Source organism: Helicobacter himalayensis (assembly GCF_001602095.1).
In the GTDB taxonomy this organism is placed as follows: Bacteria; Campylobacterota; Campylobacteria; order Campylobacterales; family Helicobacteraceae; genus Helicobacter_F; species Helicobacter_F himalayensis.
Genome location: NZ_CP014991.1, coordinates 543,702 through 569,573 on the forward strand (window position 1 = coordinate 543,702; position 25,872 = coordinate 569,573).

The 25,872-nt window shown below is 41.6% G+C and carries 28 protein-coding genes; 9 read left to right on the plus strand and 19 right to left on the minus strand.

Features of this window, described 5'->3' with window-relative positions:
• The first annotated feature begins 12 nt into the window (after positions 1-12).
• The 8 genes from cybH to hypE all read left to right on the plus strand — a co-directional run bounded on the left by cybH (position 13) and on the right by hypE (position 8,519).
• Positions 13-717: a Ni/Fe-hydrogenase, b-type cytochrome subunit gene (cybH, locus tag A3217_RS02620; protein ID WP_066387593.1), complete on the plus strand. Its 705-nt coding sequence runs from the start codon at positions 13-15 to the stop codon at positions 715-717.
• Between the two features lie 345 nt (positions 718-1,062).
• Positions 1,063-1,614 (plus strand): HyaD/HybD family hydrogenase maturation endopeptidase, encoded by a 552-nt coding sequence (locus tag A3217_RS02625; RefSeq protein ID WP_066387601.1) that lies wholly within the window; start codon positions 1,063-1,065, stop codon positions 1,612-1,614.
• Positions 1,577-3,091: a hypothetical protein gene (locus tag A3217_RS02630; protein WP_066387603.1), complete on the plus strand. Its 1,515-nt coding sequence runs from the start codon at positions 1,577-1,579 to the stop codon at positions 3,089-3,091. Before A3217_RS02625 ends, A3217_RS02630 begins: the two co-directional genes overlap by 38 nt.
• Positions 3,081-5,378 (plus strand): carbamoyltransferase HypF, encoded by a 2,298-nt coding sequence (gene hypF / locus A3217_RS02635; protein WP_231860270.1) that lies wholly within the window; start codon positions 3,081-3,083, stop codon positions 5,376-5,378. The genes A3217_RS02630 and hypF overlap by 11 nt, the downstream gene beginning before the upstream one ends.
• A gap of 2 nt (positions 5,379-5,380) precedes the next feature.
• On the plus strand, positions 5,381-6,079 hold the full coding sequence (gene hypB / locus A3217_RS02640) for a hydrogenase nickel incorporation protein HypB (protein WP_066387604.1): 699 nt from the start codon (positions 5,381-5,383) through the stop codon (positions 6,077-6,079).
• A 47-nt stretch (positions 6,080-6,126) separates the two neighbouring features.
• Positions 6,127-6,378, plus strand: coding sequence for a HypC/HybG/HupF family hydrogenase formation chaperone (locus tag A3217_RS02645; RefSeq protein WP_066387606.1), 252 nt, complete (start codon positions 6,127-6,129; stop codon positions 6,376-6,378).
• Between the two features lie 3 nt (positions 6,379-6,381).
• Positions 6,382-7,476 carry a hydrogenase formation protein HypD gene (hypD, locus tag A3217_RS02650; RefSeq protein ID WP_066387608.1) on the plus strand — a complete coding sequence of 365 codons (1,095 nt, stop codon included), beginning with the start codon at positions 6,382-6,384 and terminating at the stop codon, positions 7,474-7,476.
• Positions 7,476-8,519, plus strand: coding sequence for a hydrogenase expression/formation protein HypE (gene hypE, locus A3217_RS02655; RefSeq protein WP_066387609.1), 1,044 nt, complete (start codon positions 7,476-7,478; stop codon positions 8,517-8,519). The genes hypD and hypE overlap by 1 nt, the downstream gene beginning before the upstream one ends.
• 51 nt (positions 8,520-8,570) lie before the next feature.
• Here the strand turns inward: hypE and selB are convergent, their stop codons facing one another.
• From selB to A3217_RS02750, 19 genes are all read right to left on the minus strand, one after another.
• Positions 8,571-10,526 carry a selenocysteine-specific translation elongation factor gene (selB, locus tag A3217_RS02660; protein ID WP_066387611.1) on the minus strand — a complete coding sequence of 652 codons (1,956 nt, stop codon included), beginning with the start codon at positions 10,524-10,526 and terminating at the stop codon, positions 8,571-8,573.
• Between the two features lie 62 nt (positions 10,527-10,588).
• A complete protein-coding gene (locus A3217_RS02665; RefSeq protein WP_066387614.1) occupies positions 10,589-11,431 on the minus strand; it encodes an ankyrin repeat domain-containing protein in 843 nt (280 codons plus the stop codon).
• Positions 11,432-11,473: 42 nt separating this feature from the next.
• Positions 11,474-11,959 (minus strand): HIT family protein, encoded by a 486-nt coding sequence (locus tag A3217_RS02670; RefSeq protein WP_066387617.1) that lies wholly within the window; start codon positions 11,957-11,959, stop codon positions 11,474-11,476.
• Positions 11,960-11,998: 39 nt separating this feature from the next.
• The gene (locus tag A3217_RS02675) at positions 11,999-13,477 is read right to left on the minus strand and encodes a peptidase dimerization domain-containing protein (protein WP_066387620.1); all 1,479 of its coding nucleotides are present in this window, start codon (positions 13,475-13,477) and stop codon (positions 11,999-12,001) included.
• Between the two features lie 10 nt (positions 13,478-13,487).
• The gene (locus A3217_RS02680) at positions 13,488-14,210 is read right to left on the minus strand and encodes a TonB C-terminal domain-containing protein (RefSeq protein WP_066387622.1); all 723 of its coding nucleotides are present in this window, start codon (positions 14,208-14,210) and stop codon (positions 13,488-13,490) included.
• Positions 14,211-14,220: 10 nt separating this feature from the next.
• Complete coding sequence (locus A3217_RS02685) at positions 14,221-14,622, minus strand: ExbD/TolR family protein (RefSeq protein ID WP_066387630.1); 402 nt, start codon at positions 14,620-14,622, stop codon at positions 14,221-14,223.
• Between the two features lie 158 nt (positions 14,623-14,780).
• Complete coding sequence (locus tag A3217_RS02690; protein ID WP_066387634.1) at positions 14,781-15,353, minus strand: MotA/TolQ/ExbB proton channel family protein; 573 nt, start codon at positions 15,351-15,353, stop codon at positions 14,781-14,783.
• A 16-nt stretch (positions 15,354-15,369) separates the two neighbouring features.
• The gene (locus A3217_RS02695; RefSeq protein ID WP_066387637.1) at positions 15,370-15,561 is read right to left on the minus strand and encodes a hypothetical protein; all 192 of its coding nucleotides are present in this window, start codon (positions 15,559-15,561) and stop codon (positions 15,370-15,372) included.
• Positions 15,562-15,783: 222 nt separating this feature from the next.
• Complete coding sequence (gene atpC / locus A3217_RS02700) at positions 15,784-16,176, minus strand: ATP synthase F1 subunit epsilon (protein WP_066387640.1); 393 nt, start codon at positions 16,174-16,176, stop codon at positions 15,784-15,786.
• A gap of 14 nt (positions 16,177-16,190) precedes the next feature.
• Positions 16,191-17,588 carry a F0F1 ATP synthase subunit beta gene (gene atpD, locus A3217_RS02705; protein WP_066387643.1) on the minus strand — a complete coding sequence of 466 codons (1,398 nt, stop codon included), beginning with the start codon at positions 17,586-17,588 and terminating at the stop codon, positions 16,191-16,193.
• A gap of 18 nt (positions 17,589-17,606) precedes the next feature.
• Complete coding sequence (atpG, locus tag A3217_RS02710) at positions 17,607-18,509, minus strand: ATP synthase F1 subunit gamma (protein WP_066387645.1); 903 nt, start codon at positions 18,507-18,509, stop codon at positions 17,607-17,609.
• Between the two features lie 37 nt (positions 18,510-18,546).
• Entirely contained in the window at positions 18,547-20,061 is a 1,515-nt protein-coding gene (gene atpA / locus A3217_RS02715) for a F0F1 ATP synthase subunit alpha (RefSeq protein ID WP_066387647.1), read from the minus strand.
• A 20-nt stretch (positions 20,062-20,081) separates the two neighbouring features.
• On the minus strand, positions 20,082-20,609 hold the full coding sequence (locus A3217_RS02720) for a F0F1 ATP synthase subunit delta (RefSeq protein WP_066387650.1): 528 nt from the start codon (positions 20,607-20,609) through the stop codon (positions 20,082-20,084).
• Positions 20,609-21,124 (minus strand): F0F1 ATP synthase subunit B, encoded by a 516-nt coding sequence (locus tag A3217_RS02725; protein ID WP_066387651.1) that lies wholly within the window; start codon positions 21,122-21,124, stop codon positions 20,609-20,611. Before A3217_RS02725 ends, A3217_RS02720 begins: the two co-directional genes overlap by 1 nt.
• A gap of 29 nt (positions 21,125-21,153) precedes the next feature.
• The gene (locus A3217_RS02730; RefSeq protein WP_066387654.1) at positions 21,154-21,579 is read right to left on the minus strand and encodes a F0F1 ATP synthase subunit B family protein; all 426 of its coding nucleotides are present in this window, start codon (positions 21,577-21,579) and stop codon (positions 21,154-21,156) included.
• A gap of 94 nt (positions 21,580-21,673) precedes the next feature.
• Entirely contained in the window at positions 21,674-22,564 is an 891-nt protein-coding gene (locus A3217_RS02735) for a ParB/RepB/Spo0J family partition protein (protein WP_066387657.1), read from the minus strand.
• A gap of 33 nt (positions 22,565-22,597) precedes the next feature.
• Complete coding sequence (locus A3217_RS02740; RefSeq protein ID WP_066387659.1) at positions 22,598-23,386, minus strand: ParA family protein; 789 nt, start codon at positions 23,384-23,386, stop codon at positions 22,598-22,600.
• A gap of 13 nt (positions 23,387-23,399) precedes the next feature.
• Positions 23,400-24,059 carry a biotin--[acetyl-CoA-carboxylase] ligase gene (locus A3217_RS02745; RefSeq protein ID WP_066387662.1) on the minus strand — a complete coding sequence of 220 codons (660 nt, stop codon included), beginning with the start codon at positions 24,057-24,059 and terminating at the stop codon, positions 23,400-23,402.
• A gap of 24 nt (positions 24,060-24,083) precedes the next feature.
• On the minus strand, positions 24,084-24,917 hold the full coding sequence (locus A3217_RS02750) for a carbon-nitrogen hydrolase family protein (RefSeq protein ID WP_066387667.1): 834 nt from the start codon (positions 24,915-24,917) through the stop codon (positions 24,084-24,086).
• Positions 24,918-25,125: 208 nt separating this feature from the next.
• Between A3217_RS02750 and A3217_RS02755 the strand changes: the two genes are divergently transcribed.
• Entirely contained in the window at positions 25,126-25,704 is a 579-nt protein-coding gene (locus A3217_RS02755; RefSeq protein ID WP_231860271.1) for a sugar O-acetyltransferase, read from the plus strand.
• Positions 25,705-25,872 lie beyond the last annotated feature (168 nt).

Consider the following 25,872-nt stretch of genomic DNA (forward strand, 5'->3'; position numbering starts at 1 on the left):
AGGAGGCGTAAAATGAGCAAGACTAAAAGTTTAGAATCTAAGAAAAACCTGGAACGTGAGGCGTTTTATGAGTTTTCTATCGGCGTGAGATTGACGCATTGGATTAGAGCCATTGCGATTGCGGTGCTGATAGTGAGCGGATTTTACATAGCGTATGTATTTGTAAGCCCCGTTATTACGTCGGAGCCGACAAACTTTATGAATGCCAAATGGCGCGCAGCACACCAAATCGCTGGATTTGTATTGCTTGGGTGCTTTATCTTTAAGGTGTATCTTTTCTTTTTTGATAAGCAAAGTCACTTAGAGCGCGTAAGTATGCGTGATGCGCTAGATTTTAAGATATTAATCGCGCAACTTAAGTATTATTTGCTTCTAAGCCCTAAGCACCCGCATTTAAAAGGCGTATATAATCCCTTGCAGTTTGGCTCGTATGTGATTTTTTATGTCGCGCTTTTTTTGATTATCTTAACCGGGCTTGTGTTGTATGTGAATGTTTATCACGAGGGACTTGGTGGGCTTTTGTATGCGCCTATGCGCGTGGTTGAGTCGTGGTTTGGCGGATTGGCAAATGTGCGGATAATCCACCATATTGCTATGTGGGTGATTGTGGTGTTTGTGTGCGTGCATGTGTATATGGCGATTTATAACGCTGTGCGTGGGAAAGACGGGGCAGTCGATGCGATTGTGAGTGGGTATAAATACAATAAAAAGCGTTAGATTCCGCAGTTTTTCCAATTTTTAGGATTTTGACTTTTTAGAATCTTTTTTGCAAAGATTCTATATTTTCAAAATCTTTCGCTTAATCCCACTTAGATTCTTAAAATTTATTTTTACAGAGGACAAGGGGGAGGCTCATTTGCGCACTTTTGCTTCAAAGTGCTTTTTGCTTCCCTTTTTTTTGTGTGTGCGTAATCCCCAAACCTAACAACAACATTTTAAAAGGTTGCGCTAGATTCTGATTGAAAGATTGTGCAAGGCAAATTTTAGGGATTTTGCCCTGCATACTCGGTTTGCGCTTACGCGCTATTGTTGTTAGAAAGTGACATAATTGCAAGGAGCAAAATGAAAATCCTAATTTTGGGCATTGGCAATGTCCTTTTTGCCGATGAAGGCGCTGGCGTGCATTTTGTGCGTGCGTTTGAAAAGGCATACAAGATACATTCTAGTGTACATAGCGTGAGTTTCATTGATGGTGGCACGTTGGCAAACCATCTAAGCCCCATAATTGCGGAGTTTGATAAAGCCATTATCGTGGATTGTATAGAATCTGATGATGGTGCGCTTGGTGATGTGTATTTTTTCGACTTTGAGGCGATGCCACATTTTGTGAAGTTTTCAGGGAGTGCGCACGAAGTTGAAATGCTTCAAACCCTGCAAATGATGGATTTACTCGGAGACAGACCACCTACAAAAATCCTTGCTATTGTACCACAGCGCATTGAACCTATGAGCTTTGCGCTTAGCGAGGCACTTTTGCAAGGGGCAAAGGTGATGGAAAAGACGCTTGTAAAATACCTTTCCGAGCTTGATATAAAATGCGAGAAAATCGCAGAGTTTGACATACAAAAGGCAGCCAATGAGTGGAAAAACACACAATTTAATACTTTGCTTTAGTTTTGAGATTTTTGGCAGTGTAGAAATTTTGGAATTTTTCTTAAATTTTTGGGCGCAAAAGTGTCAAATCCCCTATTTTATCCACACACAAGGAGACAAAATAGAGCTTTATGCACAAGGAGACAAAAAGAGTTTAGAGGATTTTAGCGATATTTTGGCTAGCAAGATTCCGCATTTGCTTTTTTTGCGAGATACTCAAGTCGCGCTTGCGAGGCATTTGCCACAAGGCACGCATTTAAATTTTGAAAAAAGAGAATCTAAGGATTTTCCAATCCAATCCCATCTGAAAAATGCCAATCTCACCCCCTTTGGCGTAGAATCTGGCACAAATGAATTTGGCTTTCACGCGTCTGATGAGCTTGTAAAAAACCTCACGCAAACAATTTTGCAAAACAAAAGCGCGGAGTTTGGTGATTACTCGCTTTGCATTTTTAGCGATTTTTCTTGTGATTATATCGTGCCGACACATTTGAGTGCGCTTGCAAAGATGTTTGTTTGTGATGAGGCGAGCCTTATGCGCCTTGCGAGTTTTGAGAAGCCAATTCTTTCACTGCGTTTAAATGCGATTTTTAGAAATGCCACTTTAAGCGCGCCACTTTTTTTTGATGTGCGCGCGTGCTGGGATTTGAGCTTAAAGTGCGTGTGTGAGGTACTTTACAAAGAGGGGATAAATTTTTTAGGCATTAAAAGCCAAGCGCGCTCTTTGCGTATCACGCAATTGGAAAATGGCTTTGTCATCACGCAAGGAATGATGTTTTTAGATTCTAAAACTTCTGCATTTTTGGATTCAAGCAAAGAGAAAAATACCGCACTTTGGGAGCTTATAAAAAATGAGTTTTTGGAATCTAAAGAATCTGCTCCTTATGCGCGCGCATTTTTTAGTATGCAAAAAAGGGATTATATCTTTGCAAATAAGCAAAATAAGGATTATTTGGTTTTCAAAGTCCCGCTTCCTAGTAGTTTTGATGCAATTTATGAGGAATTAAAAAAACGCGAGGGCGGGGAGCGTCTTTTGCAAAATTATCAAAAGGCTTTTGAGCTACCACGCGGGGAGTTTGCAAGGGAGGGGATTATAAAGGTAGATAATCTCTACACGCTTTTTTTTGCGCTTGCAAAAATACTTCAATTTGAAGGCGATTTTTTTGCGCTTGCGCGTGATTATGGTAGCATAAAGGGAAATAAGGGCGTAAGGATTGATTTTAAACTACGTGATACAAATGAGCTTGATTGCGTGCGTGTGATACGTTCTGCACTTAGTTTTCGCCTAGCGGGTGCGAGTGAGGGGAATATCGCGTTTGGTTGCATTGAATCTCTAGCACTTTTCCTAAGCGATTTTAGCGACAAGCTAGAATCTGAATATGACATTACGCACTTAGTGCTTTTTGGCACACTTTTTAGCCACCCAACGCTTACGAATCTTGTGCTCAAGCACACCAAAATTGCGCGCATAAGCCAAAGGTATCCTCTTGAGTTTTAGTTTTGTTTTGCAAGGAAGCGTGCAGGGCGTTGGTATGCGCCCTTTTATCTACACAAGCGCACATAAATTTGGTATAAATGGGCGCGTGCGCAATAGCGCGCGTGGCGTGGAATTGCTCCTGTGTGAAAGCGAGGCGCGCTGTGAGGAATTCCTTAATTTTTTGCAAAACAATCTTCCCCCTTTAGCAAAAATCACGCATATCAAAAAAAGACAAAGCGATGAAACTTGCAATGGCTTTGAGATAATAAATTCTTGTAAAAATGATACCTTGCAAGCGGTGATTCTCCCAGATAGTGGGATTTGTGAGGAATGCAAAGCAGAATTTTATGATGCCAAAAATCGTCGCTATCACCATCTTTTTATCAACTGCACTAATTGCGGGGCGCGCTACTCAATCATTGAAAAACTCCCTTATGATAGGGAAAATACCACGATGAGCGCTTTTAATATGTGCGAATCTTGCAAGGCTGAATACACAAATGCGTTCAATCGTCGCTACCACGCCCAACCTATCGCTTGCAATGAATGCGGACCGCGGGCGTTTTTGTGCTCAAATGACGCGCTAGAAAATGACGTAAATTTAGCGCAGGATTTACAAGCCATTAAGCTTTGTGCTCAAAAGTTAAAAGAGGGCAAGATTATCGCATTTAAGGGTATTGGCGGATTTCACCTTATGTGTAATGCACAAGATACGCACGCTGTAAAAACGTTGCGCGAGCGAAAAATACGTCCGCATAAGCCCTTGGCTATTATGTGCAAAGATATTGCAATGGCAGAGAAGTTTGCGCATATAAACACGCGAGAATCCGCGCTGCTGCACGAGCTTTTTAAACCAATTGTGCTTGTGAAAAAAAGAGCGGATTCTGCCCTTGCGCCAAATATCGCACCAGAGCTAAATGAAGTTGGTATTTTTTTAGCGCCTAGTGCTTTGCATTTGGCGTTATTTTTGTTTGTTGATTTTCCGCTTGTAGCTACAAGTGCGAATATCAGTGCAGAACCTATCATCGCGCGTTTTGAGGATTTAGGCAAATTGCATTATGTGTGGGATTATGCGCTTGATTATGATAGAGAGATTTGCAATCCTAGTGATGAGAGTATTGCGTTTGTAGTGGGTGAAAGAGTGCAGTGGATACGCCAATCGCGTGGAATAAAGCCGGAGGTGTGGCTTTATCCCCAAAATCCACAAAGCCCACAAGCTCCAAAAGGCTGTTTTCTAGCACTTGGTGCGGAGCTGAAAAATACCTTTGTGATGTATAAAGACGGGCTTATGATTCACTCTCTCTATATTGGCGATTTGAAGACGCTTGCTACACAGGAGCGCTTTTTTACCACCTTGGAACGTTTTAAAAAAAGCTACGGCATAGAATCTTTTGATTTTATTGTGGCAGATTTACACCCACATTTTTCACACACGAGGCATTTTGAGCGTTTGAATGAAAAAATTCTAAGACTACAACACCACTACGCGCATATTTTAAGCGTGATGAGCGAATATGAGCTAGAATCTGAGGTGCTTGGCTTTGCCTTTGATGGCACGGGGTATGGGGAAGATTCTCACTCCGATCAGATGGCATTGCAAAATCCACCAGCCTACAACATTTGGGGCGGTGAAGTTTTGCAATGTGATAGGGAGAATTTCACACGCTTGGCACATTTTGAGCCTTTTGCACTTATTGGTGGGGAAAAGAGTTTAAAAAACATTAACCATCTCGCCTTAAGTATTTTAGAGCATTACAAAATCCCAGCACCACAATTTTATGCACGCTTTGAAGCTATATATTTACAAAATTTGCTTAAAGCTCATACGCGCTCTAGGCTCTACACAAGCTCGCTTGGGCGCATTTTTGATGCGTTTGCCTCTCTTGTGTGCGGGCTAGATTCTATAACTTTTGAAGCACAGGCGCCTATGCGTTTAGAATCTTTGTATGATAAGAATTTAGATGTGTGCTATGATTTTAGCCTGTGTAGGCGTGGTAAAGTAGAGATTATCACCTACAAAAATGTGTTTGAAAAGGCGCTTATTGATAAGCCACAAGTTGCTGCGACAGGCTTTATTAATGGTATTGCCAAACTCATTGCCACTTTGAGTGAGCGCTACAAAATGCCAGCTGTGCTAAGTGGCGGCGTGTTCCAGAATAAAGCATTGATTGAGCGCACGATTTCTAATCTAGAATCAAAACATTTGCACTACTATATCCCGCACAAAACTTGCACTAATGATAGCGCAATCGCGCTTGGACAGGCATATTATGGAATCTCAATCTTACAAAATCAACACAAGGGGTAACAATGCAAGAATCTAAAACCACCAAATCCATCAATATCTTTGATAAAATCCTTGCTGCTAACGACAAGGAAGCGCAGCTAAATCGTGAAATGCTTGCAAAACACAAGGTGCTATGTATCAACCTTATGAGCTCACCTGGTGCGGGGAAAACGACACTTTTAGAATCCACGATAAAGTGTGGGCGCGAGTATGGTGGCTTTAGGCTTGGCGTGGTCGAAGGGGATTTGGAGACAAATAAAGACGCACAGAGAATCCAAAATGCTGGTGCAAGCGCGTATCAAATCACCACCGGGCAGACTTGCCACTTAGATGCGCTAGAAGTGCGTAGGGGATTGGAGTATTTGGATTTAGATTCCCTAGATATTGTGTTTGTAGAAAACGTCGGGAATCTCGTGTGTCCGGCGAGCTATGATGTGGGCGCGCACCTTAATGTCGTGCTTTTAAGCGTGCCAGAGGGTGCTGATAAGGTGGCAAAATACCCTGTGATGTTCAGACGTGCAGATTGCGTGGTGGTGACAAAATGCGCGCTTTTAGAGCATTTTGACTTTGATCTGCAAGAAGTCAAAGAGGAGGCAAAAAAGCTCAATCCACAAGTAGAATGTATCGCGCTAGATTCTAAAAGCAAAGAAGGTTTAGAGCAGTGGATTGTGTTTTTAAATAAAAAGTTGCAAGAAGCAGGGCTTAAAAGCGAGATTTACTAGAATCTTACGCGCATTACAAATACTGCAACGCAAACTAAGGAGAAAAAATGTGTCTTAGCATACCTTCTAAGGTGTTAGAAATAGATGAGAATAATTTTGCTATTGTTGAAACGCTTGGTGTTAGGCGTGGGGTGAGCTTGGATTTGATAGCAGAGCCTGTGGAAGTTGGGGATTTTGTGCTGATACATGTGGGCTTTGCGATGGAAAAGATTGACACGCAATACGCGCAAGAAAGCCTCAAGCTGTATCAAAAAATCGCAGATGATATGCAAAGCGGCGTAATCCCGCCAGAGGAATAGTCTATGGATTTAATCAATGATTTTCGCAACAAAGACAAGCTTTTAGCCTTAAGTAGGCTTATCATTGCAGAATCTACGCACAAATTACGCATTATGGAAGTGTGTGGCGGACATACGCATAGCATTATGAAATTTGGCTTACAGCACCTTGTGGGCGAGCATATAGAGTTTTTGCATGGTCCGGGCTGTCCTGTGTGTGTGATGCCACGCGCGCGCATTGATGAGGGATTGGCTCTCGCGCAAAAAGAAGACGTGATTTTTTGCACGCTTGCAGATATGTTACGTGTGAAAGGAAGCAAATATTCTCTCCTAAGCTTACGCGCGCAAGGAAAAGACATACGCGCGCTGTATTCGCCACTAGATGTGCTAAAAATCGCGCAGGAAAATCCACAAAAACAAGTCGTGTTTTTTGCCATTGGTTTTGAGACGACTACGCCTATGAGCGCGCTTTTGGTGGAGAAAGTCTTGCAAATGGATATAAAAAATGTGCTTTTTCATATTAATCACGTGCGCGTGCCAGAGCCGATTTGTGCGCTTTTGACAGATGAGGAGTGCGAGATTGAAGCGCTTTTAGCGCCAAGTCATGTGAGCGTGATTACGGGTAGTGAGATTTATGAGCCTATTGCGCGGGAGTTTGATGTGCCTATTGCGGTGAGTGGATTTGAGCCACTAGATATTTTAGATTCTGTGTTAAATCTCGTGCGTCAGGCAAATAACAACACCGCACTTGTATATAATCAATATGCGCGTGTGGTGAAAAAAGAGGGTAATATCAAGGCGCAAGGTTTAATTGCGCGCTACTTTCAGCAGTGTGATTTTGAGTGGCGCGGACTTGGTGTAATCCCGCAAAGTGCGCTAGAATTGAAAGAGGAATTTAGTTTTTTAGACGCAAGGAAAGTGCTTGATTGCAAGGTAAAATCCACCAAAGAAAACAAAGCCTGTCTTTGTCCGCAGATTCTCAAAGGGCGCGCAAAGCCTTTTGAGTGTAAGCTTTTTGGCAAATCCTGCACACCACAAAATCCGCTAGGAAGTTGTATGGTAAGCAGTGAGGGTGCGTGCGCGGCATACTACAAATACGAAAAAAGGAGACTAGGTTAATGCAAAGGGTTTTGTTGGCGCACGGTGGTGGTGGTGAGGAAATGCACGCACTTATTAATGATTTGATTTTTAGGATTTTTGACAATGAAATTTTGCGCGCACAAAATGATAGCGCGATTTTGATGCTAGATTCTTTGCGCACAAATAAGCTTTGCGCGCAAGGGGTTGAGATAAGCACGCAAGAATCCTTTGCTTTTAGCACTGATAGTTTTGTGGTGAGTCCCATTGAATTTAGCGGGGGAAATATCGGCAAGCTCGCGGTGTGTGGAAGTGTGAATGATTTGGCAATGGTTGGCGCAAACGCGCAGTTTTTGAGTTGTGCGCTCATTTTAGAAGAGGGCTTGGAGCTAGAAGTTTTGGAGCGCATTTTACGCACGATGAAACAAGTTGCCCAAAATGCGGGCGTGGCGATTGTGTGTGGAGATACGAAGGTTTTAGCGCGTGGGAGCGTGGATAAGATTTTTATTAATACTGCGTGCGTTGGCGGATTTTTTAATACTCCACTAAATACGGCTAATCTCAAAGTCGGCGCGAAAATCCTCTTAAGTGGGGATATTGGCAGGCATGGGGGTGTGATTTTGGCGCATAGAGAAGAGTTGGCGTTACAAAGTGCGTTGAAAAGCGATTGCGCGTGTTTAAAGGAAGTCGTGCGTGCGTTGATAGAATCTGGTGTGCGCGTGCAATGTATGCGTGATGCCACGCGCGGAGGCATTGCGAGCGTGCTAAATGAATGGGCGGATTTCAAGGGATACGAACTGCTTGTGCGTGAAAAGGATATTGCAGTGTGCGATGAGGTAGTGGGGATTTGCGAGATTCTGGGATTTGAGCCTTATGAGCTGGCAAATGAGGGGACTTTTTTGCTCGCTGTGGATTGCGATGATGCGCAAAGGGCACTAGAGATTTTGCAACGTTTTAATCCGTTGGCAAGTTGCATTGGTGAGGTGGTGAGTGATAAAGCAAAAGGCGTGATATGCGAAAGCATTTATGGTGCAAGACGTTATTTAGAAACCCCAAAGGGTGAGCTCCTCCCGCGCATTTGCTAGATTGAGAATCTAAGATTCTGTCCCGCGTTTGGTTATTTGAGATTCTAAAAGTCAAAAGCGTAGTTTGCGCGCATTGCTTTCTTTGTAAATATCTTTGAAGCTGTCTAAATACTCAAGGTAGCTAATGAGATACTTGCGACTGAGCGGAAGCTTTTGCTTAAAAAGCGTTATGTCAATGTAGCCGTGAGCCTTGATAATCTCGCGCATAAGGGCATTTAACTCGCTAAGCGCTGTTGAGGTGATAAAAAGATTATGACTTAGGCGCACCATTTTTTGCGCTTTACAAAGGCTTTTTAGCGCCTTATCGCCCATAAATCTATCAATATCTAGCTCCTCATAAAGATTGTAAGGTGCGATGGGCTCGAACTTCTGCGCGCAAAAACGCTCATAAATTTTTTGCTCTAAAAACTCATCAATATCTCTAATTTCATTATTTTTCGCAAGGTAGAGAGAATCTTTTTTGGTAATCAAATGCGCCTCAAACAAAGAATCTAACGCATTTTGCAAAAGTAAAACGCTTGCCCAGCGGAATTTTAACCCCAAACTTTGCGCAGAGACTAGCGCGTTTTTATTTTTCAAAAAAATCTCTAGAATCTCGGTTTTAAGACTTTCGAGCTCGCTTAGCGGATATATCACCAACTCTTTTGGGTCAAAAAAGCTTTGCTCAAGCTCTTGTGCAATCGCGCTTGCCTGCGCGTGTGTGAGGCAAAATCTCTGTGTCGCGCACACCAAGCCAAAACCACGCTTGTGAATCTTGCAAAGCATTGCAAACGCACTTTTAAAATCTCTTTTTTGCAGGGTGTGCAAAAGTGGGATTTTGTCTTTCTTTTTAATCGGGTCGCTCACTGGATTAAGCACCACGCCACCGCCAATAAGCGCATTTCCATCGCGCAAAATAAAGGGCTGAAAAAAGAGTGAAAAAATCTCTTCATCGCTGGAAATGGCGATAAAAGCCTCATTTTCTTGCAAGGATTCTAACATATTGACGCGCACACTCACGCGCTTCGCGCCAAGGTAGAGCTGATAAGTGGCGTTGTTTTTGAGTGCTTTCAAAAGCCTTAGATTTGCGTCAATAAACTTCGAGCCACGCATAAAGCCCTTCTGCGTGATAAGCATACCACGCTTTATCTCGTTTATGCTGATATTGCTAAGGTTGAGTGCGACACGATGAGAAGGCGTAGCAAGCTCAGCAGGCGCGTCGTGGATTTGAATCTGACGCACGGAGACTTCCCTTTCAAGCTCGCAAATAAAGACTTTTTGCTTTAGCGCAATTTGTGAGCTCAGCAATGTGCCTGTGACGATACAGCCAGCACCAGAAAGGCTAAAAGTCCTGTCGATATAATACACAAGCATATGGAAATCATAGCGCGTAGGCTTTTTGACGCGTGAGAGAAAGTCGATAATTAGCGGAACATAGGGATTTAGCGCGCTAGATTCTGTGTTTTTGGAGATGGTGGTTTGTGGATTTTGGAGGTTAGATTCTGTATTTTGAAAATGTGTGTTTTGTGTGTTTTGCGAATTTATAGATGCTAGATTTTGTGAATCTGCACCAAATGCGCTAAACTCAAAAATCCCTTCTAACTTGATATTTAAGCCTTTGAAAATAGATTCAATTTCATTTTTGCGTTTTGCTAAAGTTTGGGAATCTACCTTATCGACCTTGCTTAGCACGCAAAAGCAAGATTGTATCCCCAAAATATCTGCGATATATAAATGTTCAAAACTCTGTGGCATAAGCCCATCATCGCTTGCCACTACAAGACATAGCACATCGATGCCAAACGCGCCGGCTATCATATTTTTGACAAGTTTTTCGTGCCCGGGGACATCGATAAAAGCGACATTGCGATTTGGTAACGCGAGATTTGAAAAGCTCAAATCTAATGTAATCCCACGTCTTTTTTCCTCCTCTAAGCTATCGCCATCAAAGCCATTGAGTGCGCGTATAAGCGAGGTTTTCCCGTGATCGATATGTCCGGCCAAGCCGACAATAATATCATTTTCCACAAAAGCTCCTACAATAAAAATAACAAGAATCCTAAAAAAATCTTAAAAATATTTTCAGTTTCCTACCACAGCTGGAATTCCGCCTTTGTGCTTTTATACAAGCTACGCGTTGCGCCATCGATATTATATTCTACTGCAAAGCCGTATTTCACATTCGCTGCGCCGGATTTTTTGATTTTTGCACCTTCATAGGTTTCTTTTGGAATGCTTAGATTCCCAGCCAATCCGCCTGCTTTTGGCGCGAGCTTTTTGTTCGCACTTGCTTCTGAAATCAAATCGCCATCGATATAAAGCGCAAGGTAGGTGATGGTAATAAATTGATCGGTTTTGTTTGTGATGTTTATCCCCACACTGCCTTTAGCGAGGTTAAATGAGCTAGCCTTTAGCACCACATCATCATTTTCAATGCTCACTGCGGGCATACTTTTTTTAGCTAGCACGACACCAGCTGGCGTATCACCGCGATTGTTTTCTGCATACATATCTGCACCATTTGCTAGCAAAAGCTCAATCATAGGCGTATTTTTCTTTGCCACAGCGTAATGCAGCGGTGTATTTCCTAAATGTTCATCGTGGATATTTACATCAGCACCTTTGCGGATAAGCTCCTTTGCCATTTTGACATTTCCAAGTGCGACAACCTTCAAAAGCGCACTCTCCCCGTGGCAAATCGCATTCACATCAGCCCCACGCTCAATCAACAAGCCCACAATCTCGAGATTTCCTTTCCTTGCGGCATCATAAAGCGGTGTGCTTCCACGCAATCTAGCTTCCACATCAGCACCAAGGGAAATTCCCTTGCGCACCTCAGTATAATTATTACTAAAAAGCATATTATTATAGCGGTCATTTGCTCCAAAGCTCGCACTCACACACAAAAATACTATCGTTAAAATCCATCTCATAGCTTTTGCACCTTTTAAAATTTTTTAATTTTCACGCGTAATTTAGGCAAAATGCTTTTCACAAAGCGCCTTTATTTTCATAAATACACTATCAAAATCTATTCCAAAAGTGCGCGTGTGTGCGATACTTGTGAGGAAATTTGTATCGCCAATGTAGCGCGGGACAAAGTGTAAATGTATGTGTTCAGGTATCCCAGCGCCCCCGGCTTTTTTGATATTCATACCCATATTTATGCCACTTGCGCCATATTCATAGAGTAGCTCAAAGGCTTTTTGACTTAATGTTTGTATATGCAGCCATTCACTAGAATCTAGCAAACTCGGGCAATCGCAATGATTGTGTGGGATAAGCATAAAATGCCCGGGCGTGTAGGGGTAGAGATTCATCACGCCAAAACATACATTATCGCGGTAAATCACGCGGTTTTTTTCATCATCTTGTGGATTTTTTGAAATCTCGCAAAACACGCAAGAACGCGCTTGTGAGCCAAAATACGCCACGCGCCAAGGGGAATAGATTCTATACATTTGTATCCTTTTTGAAAGATATTTGGGAATTTTACTTTTTTATTCTTTCAACTCGTGTAAAAAGCGCGAGACAATCGCAATAAAATCCTCCAAACTTTGCAAATCTAAGCGCTCTTTAATGCTATGTGGAAAGTCAATACTAGGACCAATGGATAGAATAGTAACATTTTTGCCAAGTTGTGAAAGGCGCTTTTGTAAGATACCGCATTCTAAACCAGCGTGAATTTGCGCGATTTTTGGCTCTATGCTTTGTGCGTGAAATTGTTTGATTAAAGCGCGCAAAATAGGATTATCTAGCGCAATCGTGCGCTTCCACGCGCTGTAAAAATCACTCATACTTACTTCAAAATTAAAATTATCAAAAAGCGTTTCTAAGCGCGTAATCATACGCTTAAGCAATATATCATCATTAGCGCGCGCCATAAAGCAAAACTCTAGATTCTCGTTTTTTAACTCTAAAAGAGAGAGGTTAAGAGAATCTATCACATATTCACCATCTAGTTTATATACACCGCTATGCACGCACAACAAAGGCTTTAATAGAGAATCTAAGCTAAAAAGTGGTTTTGAAAGTGTTTGCGAGGATTCTCCCAAAGATTCTTCTTGAGTGGGGGTAGAATCTTGTGTGATTTCAAAGCCAAAATCTTTTTGCGTTTGGATTTGTGTTTGAGCGAGTGTGCATAAATCTTGCGTGCTAAAAAGTGTGGCGTGCAGTGCCACAGGGATAGAATTGCGCTTTTCTCCGCCACTAATGTCGCTTACAAAAAGATGAGTTTTAGCAGTTTCTTGCAAGGAATGCGCGAAGTGGGCGAATTCCATAATCGCATTTGCGCGGTTTTTGTGAATATCAATCCCACTATGCCCGCCCTTAAAGCCAAAAGAGCGCACGCGATAGGCTTTGAGCCTTGTTTGATTGGCTAGATTTTCAGGTGTTAGACGTTTTTTGATATTTATATCCACGCCACCAGCGCAGCCTAGCACGATTTCATTAATATCCTCAGAATCTAAATTTAGTAAAATATTTGCACGGATTGGAAGCTCCAAAGCCTTTGCGCCAAGCATTCCCACTTCCTCATCGTTGGTAAAAAGCAATTCAAAATTTTCTTCATATTTTGCGAGGGCTAAAATTGTGGCAATTGCAATGCCATTATCCGCGCCAAGCGAAGAATCCTTTGCGCGCAAAAATCGTTTTTTGCTTTTTTGGAGATGAGCCTCAACGCTCAGATTCTCATTTTGTAAAGAATCTGCCACTTCCTCTTCATAGATTTCTATTGGCAGATTTTCCCCCGCCACTCCTACGCATACCATATCATAATGCCCTTGCAGACAGCATTTTGGCACGCCCTTAAAAGCATAGATATTGCGCGCGCTATCTGTTTGCACATTCAAATTTAATTTCTCACATTCTTTACATAAAAATGCAAAAAGCTCTTGCGTGTGATAGCTGCTATGCGGGATTTGCGCGATTTGGTGAAAGTAGTGCAAAGTGGTGTTATAAAGTGTTTTTAGAGATTGCATATTTTTCCTTTTAGTTGTTTTTGTTGCTTTTAAATTCTACCAAAATCGTGCGCGCACTCCTTTGGGCTGGTGGAAAGGGCAGGGTTTCTAGGCGTTTGAGCGTAGAATCTAGCGCGCTATCAAAGTGCGTATTCTGCGTGTAACGCTTCACCATAAAGTTCATTTTGCCTTGCATATCAATGGTGATTGCCACCACGCCAACCAAGCCGCTAGGCAGCACATATACGCTATTATCCCACTCTTTTTGCAAAATCTCGCTCACGCTCGCATACCATTCATCAAACGCGCCATCTTGAGAATCTGCAGAATTATTCGCGATGGTGAGTGTATTGATATTTTGTAGTCGTTCTTTTAAATCGCGACTTTGCTGTGCAAGTTCATTGAGTGCCTGTAAATCCCTTGTGTTTTGTGCGTGCTCCAGCCTGTCATCGCTGATTTCTTGGGATTTGCTAGATTTCGTGGAATCTATAAGCGCAAACATATCTTTTAGTCCGCTTCCTTCAAGCGGATTGCTTTTTGGCGTATTTAGAGCTTGATGGGTGTTGGAATCAAGCTCTAAATACGCTTCTATGTCAATAGATTCTATAGAGATGGCGGAGGTTTTGAGCGTGGCGTATTTCGTAGGTTTGTAGTAAAATGCCCAAAATAGGGCTAAAAGCAATAATCCCTGCAAGCAAAAGGCAATAATGCCACTTGAAAGCACAAGAAGAAAGTTTTTGAGCTTTTCTGCCATTGCACCTATCCTAGCCGCCTGTTACCAATGAAACGCGCAAGAATCCAGCTTCTTTGACGGATTTAAGAATGTATATCACATCTTCATAGCGCAAATCCTTGTCCGCGCGGATAAAAACGGGGATTTTTTTATCCAGTGGGGCTGAAAGTAGTACAAAATTATCCGCAAAGCCTTTGAGTTCATACACGCTTTCTTTCACATACACCTTTTTATCAAGGCTCACGCGCACTTCAAGCATAGAATCTTGCTCGAGTTTTTTGCTCTTTGAGCCACGCGGTAAAGTGATGTCTTCTTGATAGGTGATTGTTGGCATACCAATCATTAAGATTGCTAGCAGCACGAGCATAACATCAACTAAGGGCGTGATATTGAGCTCGGGTTTTTCGTCTAGGTCGATTTCATCTTCGTGCATAGTGTTCCTTTATGATTGTATCGCTTCGTTTAGCTAAAGCCAGTCCCTAGCTTTTCTAATCGATAAAAATTAATAGATTCTCTAACGCGTTTTGGTGGCTTGAAATGTAAAAATTGCATTGTTTGCGTGGGAATCTGCTTCAACTTCTGCTTTGAATCTCACGCCTTATGTGCGTTGGTGATGAGATTTATCTGCATTTGGATGCACACGCCTAAATCATACGCTTTGCGCTTTAAAAGCAAATAAAATGAATATGCTGGAATCGCTGTAAGAATCCCGCAAGCCGTAGCCACGAGGGCTTTTGAAATAATAGGGGCGATAATATCAAAAGACACATTGCCACCGCCAAGCTGGGAAAACGCCTCTAAGATCTCAACAACCGTGCCAAAAAGCCCAATAAATGGGGCGGTTGAAGAAATGATGCTTAGTAATACAAGCCATTTTGTCGCCTGCTGAAGCGCGCGCACTTTCCATACTTGCAAAAGTGTGTTATCAAGATTTGAAATATCTTTTTTGTTTAAAATCGTGCTAAGAATAGTGTTGTTTGGGATGCTGATAGAGTTTGCAAGGAGCATATCGAGATTATGTCGCTCGCTATTTAGCCATTCGCCAAGTGAAAAAGTTTTGTAGATATACACCCAAAGCGTTAGGAATAAATACAACCCAAGCCAGCTAATGACAATAAGCGTGATAGGTGTGCTCTGCGCGATAAAGGTAAAAAAAACTTCCATTTATTTCTCCGTTTGTTTAAAGGTAGTCTTTGGGACTTTTTTGAATATCTATGTAGAGATTTTCTTTTAAAAAGTGGCGACAACGCATCGGGACATTACTTTCTCTAAACCACTCTATATCTTTATAATTACAATAGAGCTTGGTGTGGCTAATGTTTAGCTGCTCTTGAAGGGCTTGTTTTGTTGATGGATTTGTAAAAACCTGCATATCCATATCATTAAAATCTAGCATATAAAAGTAAGTAAGTGTATTTTACATACAGCGCACATCAATTAAAAGTGTCATCTCGTCAAGACGTACAGGCGGATTGAACTCATCTTTTGTCTTCTCCGTGACGGAGTGCAAAAGATTGCTCGAGTATAAATCCGCGCTTAGCAATGCGCCAAGAGAGCAAAAAAGCGCAAGGTAGCCGCAAGTTAAAGTCTTGCCTTACAGCTTGCTTTTTGCACCAGATTCTATGCGTGAAACGACTGAGGAGATTGCCACTCTGTCATCGCTTGCTTCTTCGAGTAATTGTCTTGCACTTTCAATTGCAGAGGCAATTTTATCCTGTGAGCCACCGCTGATTGACACTGCACCATCAGCGATTACCTGCACTTTTTTGGAATCAACTTGCGCATAGCCCCAATTGATTGCCACCATTTCAATATCTCCATCTGCCTTAGTAAGCTCAACGACACCCGCCTTGAGCGATGCCAAAAGGTCGCAATGTCCGGCATACACGCCAAACTCACCCTCGCTACCGGGCAAAACTACACTTTGGATTTCATCACTAAAAATCATCCCATAGGGAGTTACGATGTTAAGTTTTAGATTTTCCATATATTCCCTTTGCCTTAGGCTTTAAGTTTCTCTGCTTTCTCCAACGCTTCTTGGATATTACCAACCATATAGAATGCGTTTTCTGGGATATGGTCATATTTGCCCGCTAAAATTCCCTTAAAGCCTTCAAGCGTTTCTTCAAGTGTAACATATTTGCCCGGGCTTCCTGTGAAAACTTCTGCCACAAAGAAAGGTTGAGAGAGGAATTTTTCAATCTTACGCGCTCTATCAACCACTTGCTTATCTTCTTCTGAAAGCTCGTCCATTCCCAAAATCGCGATGATGTCTTGCAAGTCTTTGTATTTTTGCAAGATTTGTTGCACACCCGTAGCAATTTTGTAATGCTCATCACCAACGACTTGTGGGTCGAGGATTCTCGAAGTAGAATCAAGCGGATCCACAGCTGGATAAATCCCTTTTTCTGTGAGCTTACGATTTAGCACTGTAGTCGCATCAAGGTGTGAGAACACAGACGCTGGTGCTGGGTCAGTCAAGTCATCAGCTGGCACATACACTGCTTGCACAGAAGTAATAGAGCCTTTTTTGGTTGAGGTAATGCGCTCTTGAAGCTTGCCCATTTCGCTTGCAAGTGTAGGCTGGTATCCCACTGCTGAAGGAATGCGCCCTAAAAGTGCCGACATTTCCGCACCAGATTGTGCGTAGCGGAAAATGTTATCAATAAACATAAGCACATCTAAGCCTTTTTCATCGCGGAAGTATTCTGCCATTGTAAGACCTGTAAAGGCAATTCTATTTCTTGCTCCCGGTGGCTCATTCATCTGTCCGTAGCAGAGGGCAACTTTATCAAGCACACCGCCTTCTTGCATTTCGTTATAAAGGTCATTTCCTTCCCTTGTGCGCTCACCAACGCCCGCAAATACAGAGTATCCACTATGTTTATATGCTACATTGTGGATAAGCTCCATAATCACAACGGTTTTACCCACGCCAGCACCACCAAAGAGTCCGACTTTTCCACCTTTTGAGTAAGGCGCGAGCAAATCCACGACCTTAATGCCTGTTTCAAACATTTCAGTTTTTGTGCTTTGGTTATCAAAGCTTGGCGCTTCTCTGTGGATTGGCCATTTAAGCTCACTTTGCAACGCCTCACCACCATCGATAATATCACCCGTCACATTAAAGATTCTCCCTAGCACCGCTTCGCCTACAGGCACTTCAATCATCTTGCCACGCGCCTTGACAGCTTGTCCCCTTGTAAGTCCCTCTGTCATGTCCATAGCAATAGTGCGCACGCGATTATCACCTAAATGCGCTGCTACTTCAAGCACAAGATTGTTTTTGCGCCCTTCTACTTGAAATTCCACATCAACCGCTTCATTAATAAAAGGCAGATATGAATCAAATTCAATATCCACCACCGGTCCCATAACCTGTATAATCTTACCTTGCATACACTCTCCTTTTTAGATTTATTTCATTGCTTCAACGCCTGCATTTATCTCTACAAGCTCAGTTGTAATCGCCTCTTGACGCGCTTTGTTGTATGATATGCTCAAGCTTTTCACCAAATCCCCCGCGTTATTTGTCGCAGAATCCATAGCCTGCACGCGCGCGCTATGCTCTGCTGCAAGAGAATCTATAAGCGCGTAATACATATTATATTCAATGTATTTTCGCGCAAGACCATCAAGCAACACATCTTCAGACTCTTCAGATTCAATATTAAGCACCGAGAGATCTTTCAATGCCTTCTGCGTATCAACATTGATCGTCAAAGGCAAGAGCGCGCGAGATTCTAGTTCTTGAGAAATCATATTTCTAAAGCCATTATGTACGATGATAACTTCATCTGTAAGCCCATTTAAAAAATCTTGCACAACATTATCAATAAACGCTGCTGCAGATTCATAAGTAGGCATAGAACTAAGCCCGATTGCTTTGTCAAGCACTTCAATATCATTAAAAGTGAAAAAAGAAATTCCTTTTTTTCCAATGCCCCGCAAGCGCACTTTGATATCTTGCTCTTTATACTGGTTCATAAGGCGTAAGACTTCTTTAATTGTTACCTGATTAAATCCACCACACAAGCCCTTGTCTGCAGTGATAAATATAATATCAATCTTTTTAATCTCCCTTGCTTTTGAACCGACAAAGTATTTACTATTGATATTTTCCACGCCTTTAATGAGAATCTTATGCACGATTTCATCAAACATCCCATTAAGTTCGCGGGCATAAATCTTAGAGCGTCTTGCTAATTCCTCGGTTTTTTTAAGTTTAGAGGTAGAAACAAGCTTCATCGCGCGCGTTGTCTTTTGCGTATTTTTTACGCTGACGATTTGGCGTCGAATTTCTTTGAGATTGCTACCCATATATTCTCCTTTAGGTCTTTGTTTATATCCTTAAGCTTTAGGCAGAAAAAGACGCTTTAAATTCTTTCAACGCGTTATTAAGTTCTGCTTCAATATCCTTGTCGAGTGCTTTTTTCGCGCGGATATCTTCGAAGAGTTTAGGATATTTTGCCTCGACAAAAGGATAAAAATCCGCTTCAAAATCCACAACCCTATTTGTTGGAATATCATCTAAGAATCCTTTCGCACCCGCATAAATCATCACCACTTGCTTTTCAATCGCAAGTGGTGAGTAAGGTGGCTGTTTAAGCACTTCTACCATTCTTTGCCCGCGCTCTAGCTGGTTACGACTAACTTCATCAAGATCTGATGCGAATTGTGAAAACGCCTGCAATTCTCTGTATTGTGCCAAGTCAAGGCGTAGGTTTCCAGCCACTTGCTTTGTAGCTTTGATTTGCGCTGCACCACCCACGCGAGATACGGAAAGTCCCACATTGATAGCCGGGCGGATGCCAGAGTTAAAGAGGTTTGTCTCTAGGAAAATTTGCCCATCTGTAATTGAAATCACATTTGTTGGAATATAAGCCGAAATATCCCCTGCTTGTGTTTCAATGATAGGAAGCGCAGTAAGAGATCCAGCACCTAGCTCATCACTAAGTTTTGCCGCACGCTCAAGCAAGCGAGAATGTAGATAGAACACATCTCCGGGGAATGCTTCACGACCCGGCGGGCGACGCAAAATCAAAGACATTTCACGATATGCCACAGCGTGCTTGCTCAAATCATCATAAATGATAAGCGCATGTCTGCCATTGTCTCTGAAATATTCACCAATTGTAACACCTGTATAAGGTGCTAGGAATTGCATTGCTGCTGATGAAGAAGCTGGTGCATTGACAATCACGGTGTATTCCATCGCGCCATGTTCTTCTAGTTTGCGCACCACTTGTGCGACTGTGGATTCTTTTTGTCCGATAGCAACATAGATACAAATGACATCTTGCCCTTTTTGGTTGATGATAGAATCCACCGCAACGGTTGTTTTTCCAGTTTGCCTATCGCCAATAATAAGCTCTCTTTGTCCGCGTCCAATAGGCACAAGTGCGTCAATTGCCTTGATACCAGTTTGTAGGGGTTCATGCACGGATTTTCTTGCCATAATGCCGGGTGCTTTTTCCTCTACGAAACGAAACTCGCTAGTCTCAATCGCGCCTTTACCATCAATTGCCTCACCTAGTGTGTTTATCACGCGCCCTACGACACCATCGCCCACAGGCACTTTCATAAGCTTTTTAAGACGTTTTACAGAAGTTCCTTCTTTGATGTTTCTGCCATTACCTAGCACCACCACGCCCACGCTTGTTTCTTCAAGGCTTGAAGCGATACCAATATCGCCACTTTCAAATTCAACCATTTCATAATACATGACATTGTTTAGTCCATAGACTTTTGCCACACCATCAGCATAGGTTACAACTTTACCAGTCTCGCTAATATCTACATTGATATTGAAGTTCTCAATGCGTTCTTTGATAATCGCGCTTACTTCTTCAGATTTCAATTTTGCTACCACTTTTTACTCCTTTGTTAAGTTTAAATTGCTTTTAAAATATGTGCGCTTAAGTCCTGCAAGAATCTTTCCTTAGAGAAAGAAATCTCAATACCTAAATCTTCCACACTTAATTTAATACCGTCAATTGAAGCCTGCTCTTGTCGGATACTAAGCTCAGCATTAAGCTTTTTTGACAAGCTCTTTGCGATAAGCTCCTGCGTTTTGGAATCTAGCCCATCTTTTGTGTGCAAGATTGCGACAAACTGCTTTTTTTGTGCCAAAAGTCGCTTTTCTAGCCCTTCAGTAATACTAGGGAGCAACTCGATTCTGTTTTCCAATACAAGTAATTTTAAAAAGTTTTCAAAGCGCTTATCTATCGTATCAAACACGCTTAATAGAAGCCCTTCTTTCTGTGCGCTTTTCATAAATGGCGAGTAGAGTAAATCCGCTACTTTCTTTTCTGCTAACACCTTGCTAAGCTTCGTAAAAAGAGGGATTATCTCTTCAAGCTCTTTTGTTGAAAAGCTTTCACTTAGCGCCTTAATGTATTTTTTTGCAACACTTTCCATTAGGCAATCCTTTTGGTGATGATATTGACATAATCTGCGTTTTCAAGCACAATATCCTTGGAATGCAACACTTCCTCCAACATCTCGCGCACGCTCTCTCTCGTTGCACTTATGCGCTCAAATTCCATATTTGTTTCCGCGCTAGATTCCATAGCTTGTATTTGAAGTTGTGTTTGCTTTGCAAGTTTTTGTGAGGCAATCACAGCTTCTTTTTTAGCTGTTTGGATAATTTCTTCCGCTCTTAGCTTGCTTTCTTCAAGTTTTCTTAACACAGATTCTTTTTCCTGCTTTGCTTTGTTGAGTTTTGTTTGCACCTCTTCGAGCTGGGAAAGGATAGCTTCTCTCCTTGCTACAAAAATTGCTTTGATGCGCGACGCGGTGAAATACCATAAAATCGCCACAAACAAAATGAAGTTAATAAGCCTCTGGATAAAGTCACTTTCAGCAAATCCGCCACTTGCAAAGGCAAAACTCGGGATAAGGCAAAAAAGACTTAGCAAAAAGATTTTTTTCATTTTTACTCCTCGAAAAGTTTTAAACAAGGCTAAATTGATTTGAGTTTTTCAGAAATAGCTTGCTTGTATTCACCCACATTCGCGGAAAGCTCACTCTTTAATTGCGCTTGCTGCTCTTTTAGCTCCGCTTTGAAAGCAAGCATTTGAGAATCTAGTTCTTGTCTTTTAGCATCAATCTTGCTTTCACAAAGTGCCTTTTCTCGCGCAGTGGCTTCCTCGATGATTTCTTTAGCCTTTTTTTGCGCTTGAGAGATGATAGCGTTTATTTCCTCTTGGATTTTTGCGATTTCTTGTGTGTTACTTTGTGTGTCTTGCAAGTCCTTTTTCACACGCTCATCGCGCTTATCCATAAATGAAAGCATAGGCTTGTAAAGCCATTGATTAAGACAAAACAACAATAAAATAAAACAGATAAAAACCAAAAGCATTAAGTGTGGATTGACTGATATTCCCATTTGCGACTCGCTCCTTTTTGATGATATTGCCTATCTCTGAATAAGGCTAGATTTTAACAAGTTAAACTATTTTTTTACTTAAATTCCTCTAGATTTAGTGAAATTTTTCAAGAAAAGCTGTAATTTCTACATCTTTGCTAAACTCTATACAAAGTTGATTGTCCTTAATGCTCGCTTTAAAGTCCTTTTCTAAAAGCATTTTTTGCGCTTTTTGCAAAAGCTCTCTATTAAGAGGATTTTTCTTAGCACTCTTAGATTCTTTAAAATCTCTTTGCGTGCTAAAATCTTTTTCTCCATTTTTAAGATTTTTTATTAATGCTTCACTCTCGCGCACGCTTAGTTTTTGCCCAATGATAGAATCTGTAATGAGCCTTTGCTCCTTTGGGCTAAGTGTGACAAGCAGTTTTGCGTGCCCTTGCGTGATTTTACTCTCAATCAAATATTCCTGCACAAAAAGTTCGAGATTTAGCAAACGCAGGGTGTTTGTAATCTGCGTGCGGGACTTTTTGATTTTAGTGGAAAGCTCCTCGTGCGTGATATTATATTCGTCAATCAGTTCTTTATAAGATTGTGCTAGCTCGATTGGATTAAGCTCCTCACGCTGGATATTTTCAATAAGCGCGAGCTCGCGCATTTTATCAAATTTAATATCTGCCACAATCGCGCGGATAGAATCTAGCCCCGCAAGCTTGCTCGCGCGCAGTCTGCGCTCACCTGCGATTAAGACATATTCATTATTTTCATCTTCACACACTATCACAGGCTGCAGTAATCCGTGCTCTTTGATAGAATCTGCAAGCTCCTGCAACGCGCTTATATCGAAGTTTTTTCGTGGTTGGTAAGGATTTGGCTTGATATTTGCAACGCTAATCTCAAGCACAAGGCTTGAGCCATCGTTATTGAGACTGTTTTCATACGCTTCGCTCACCTCACCGATAATCGCACCAAGCCCCCTGCCTAAGCCTCTATTTTTTTTCTGTGCCATTTACTAACGCCTATATTTTTTCAAATGTATCAATCACGCGCCTTTGAGGATAAATTCCGCAAGATTCTGATATGCCACGCTTCCGCTTGATTTTGCATCATAAAATAAAATAGGCTTTCCAAAGCTCGGTGATTCTGCAAGGCGCACACTTCTAGGGACAATGATATATTCTCCCTTTTTCTTAGAATCTGGAAAGAGTTTGTCCCCAAAATGCTGGCTTAAATCCTCTAATACTTGACGCGAGAGATTGTGCTGACCGACATACATTGTGGGTAAAAAGCCACGAATAACAATATTTGGGTTGCTTGTATCTTTGATAACTTTTACGGTGTTTAGAAGCTGTGCAAGCCCCTCTAGCGCGTAAAACTCACATTGTATCGGCACAATCACAGAGTTTGATGCTACAAGCGCATTTACCGTTAGCGCGCCAAGTGCGGGCGGAGAATCTATGATGATAAAATCATATTCATCTTTTATGTCTTCTATTTTGTTGCGTAAAATTGTTTGCCCATTGCTTTTTTTGTAAAAATCCTTTTCAAACCCAGCCAAGCCGATATTTGAAGGCACGATATGAAGATATTCCAAATCTTTTAGCTGTATGATGGCTTGAGAGATATTTTTTGTCCCACCAAGCACATGGTAAATATCAGCCTGCACTTCATTACGGCGAATTCCAAAAGTGGTGGTTGCATTTGCCTGCGGGTCAAAATCAATCAATAAAACACGTTTTTCTGAAGTCGCCAAAGACGCCGCGAGATTGACTGCTGTCGTTGTCTTGCCAACGCCACCTTTTTGATTTGCGATTGTTATAACTTCACACATTTTTTACTCCATATTATCTAAGACTATAAATGACTTGAGAATCCACCCTAATAGAGCCATCTTCCAAGAGTTCGCAATCTTTAAAAGAAAGCTTTTTGTCTTTAAAGTGAAAACTAAAGGTGAAATTGTTTTGAAATTCTAACTTATAGAATCTGAAAATTTGCTTCCAAGATTGATTTTTTTGTACAACTTTTAGATAATTTTCTAAAAACGCGTTCTTTGCGAGCTTTTGACTTGCGTTAGATTCTAAAGTCGCGTATTTTAGGTGATTTTCTAGGTTTTTACTCCAAAGATTGAGCCCGATTCCACACACTACGCAACCCGCAACAATACTGCTTATAATCCCGCCGATTTTCTGCGCACCCACATATAAGTCATTTGGCCACTTAAGCCACGCATTTGAGCCAAGCTTACAAAGCTTCTCTTTAAAAAGATAGCCAAAATAAATCGAGGCAGATTCTAATTTTAAATCCTGTGGCAAGCTACTTAAGGGCAAGGCAAAGGAAAAATATAGCGCATTTGGCATCTGCTCCCATACATTTCCCCTTGAGCCAATCCCGCCACTTTGAATCTTGCAAGTCACACAAATTGGGGCTTGCAATGCGCCACTTTTTAAGTTTTCAATCAAAAAAGTTTGCGTAGATTCCAAAGTTTCATATTCTAAAATTTGCATTCTTAAAGCCTTTGCATTTTGTGCCTAAAAATCTTTATGAAAACCCCAAGTCTCGCGCGCTTTGAGAATCTCGCTCTTTTGTGTGCTTGCGATAAGTAGCCCTTCATATTCTTGCAAACTATCCTCAATCTGCCCATAGGCATTGACATACAGGCTATCACCATAAAAATTCCAAGTGTTTCCTTCAATAAGCTCATTTCCCACTCGATTAATCCTTAAAAGCGTGCAGGAGTTCAAAAACGCGCGCATTTTGCAAAGTGAGCGCCAACGCGCAAAAGAATCAAAAGTATTGCTGCAAGGTGCGATGAGCATATCGTATTTTTGCTTTTTTAAACTCACAAAAAGCGAGTCAAAATGTAGCTCAAACCCTGATAATACGCCAACTTTAAGCCCATCGCAAAAAAATGTAAGCGGGGAAGAAAATTTCTTGTTTGTGGGATTTGCAAAAAACTTTTTTTCGCTCCAGTGTGGAAAATCAATGAGGCGTTGGGGCAAATACAGCTCAATAGCAGATTCTGAAACAAACGCAATTGTTTTGTAAAGTTTTTGATTTTTTTCCGACCTTGCAGGCGTGCCCCAAAGCTTATGGCGCGACAAAATCTCATTATTTAAAAGCATTGGTGCAATAAATCTTATTTTATATTGCGCGCTTAAATCCTGCAAGCCCTCTAACTTTTGGGCGTTTGCACGAGAAAGCAAGGTGCTTGAATGCAGATTCTCTAACTTTTTGAAAAACGGCTCAAACACATATTCTGGGAAGCACAAAAGACTTACACCTTGCTTTTGGCAGGTTTGCAGATATTGTTGTAAGAAAAGCAGATTCTCAAGTTTAGCAATTTGTAGCAGCGCGAAATTCATTTATGTCCCTTTGGTTGCAAATATTGCGAGGCATTGCAAAATGTTGATAAAGGCACGCATTTTACTGCAAACAAACTTAGAATTAATTTTGTGCGTTTTTTGTGTTTTGCCCTTGACAGACATCAAGTGTCATACTTTATAATTTTATTTTGCTTTCATTTTTAGGGTGTAAAAAACTACATAAAATACTGCATAGGGAGAAAAAATAATGAAAAATGCAAATGAAATGGATATTTTTGCACGTGATTTAGCGGGGTTGCCGATAGATTCTAAAGAAAAAGATTTTGGGAAAATTTTAGAAATTATCCACAATGCCCAAAAGCTCATCGCAAAACTAAACACAGGCTACCATAGCCCAGAATCTGCGCGCGAGATTTTGAGCGAACTTTTTGGTGTGCGTGTAGATGAGAGTTGTTGGATTTTACCGCCATTTTATACAGATTTTGGACGCAATATTCGGCTTGGTAAGAATGTTTTTATCAATCAAAATTGCACCTTTATGGATCGCGGTGGGATAACTATCGGCGATGAGAGCTTTATCGGACCGCGCGTAAATCTTGTTACGATTAATCACGATTTCAATCCACATAAGCGCACAATAACTTACTGCAAGCCCATTAATATCGGCGCGCGCGTATGGATTGGCGTTGCGGCGACTATTTGTGCTGGCGTGAGTGTCGGCGAAGGTAGTATTATAGGTGCTGGTGCGGTGGTGACAAAAGATGTATCAAGTGGTGTGATTGTCGCGGGAAACCCCGCACGCGTGATTAGGGAGATTGAGAAATAAGCGCGCTTTTTTGCAGGCGAGTTTGCAACAGCTTTAAGCGCTATGCTCGTAGCAATGATGAGTGTGAGGAAAAATATTTTATGGCTTGTTAGCGCAAATTGCTTCATCGCAATGATGCCCACAATCTCCAAACAGCCCACCAACAAGAGGAAAAACCAGCCCACTCTA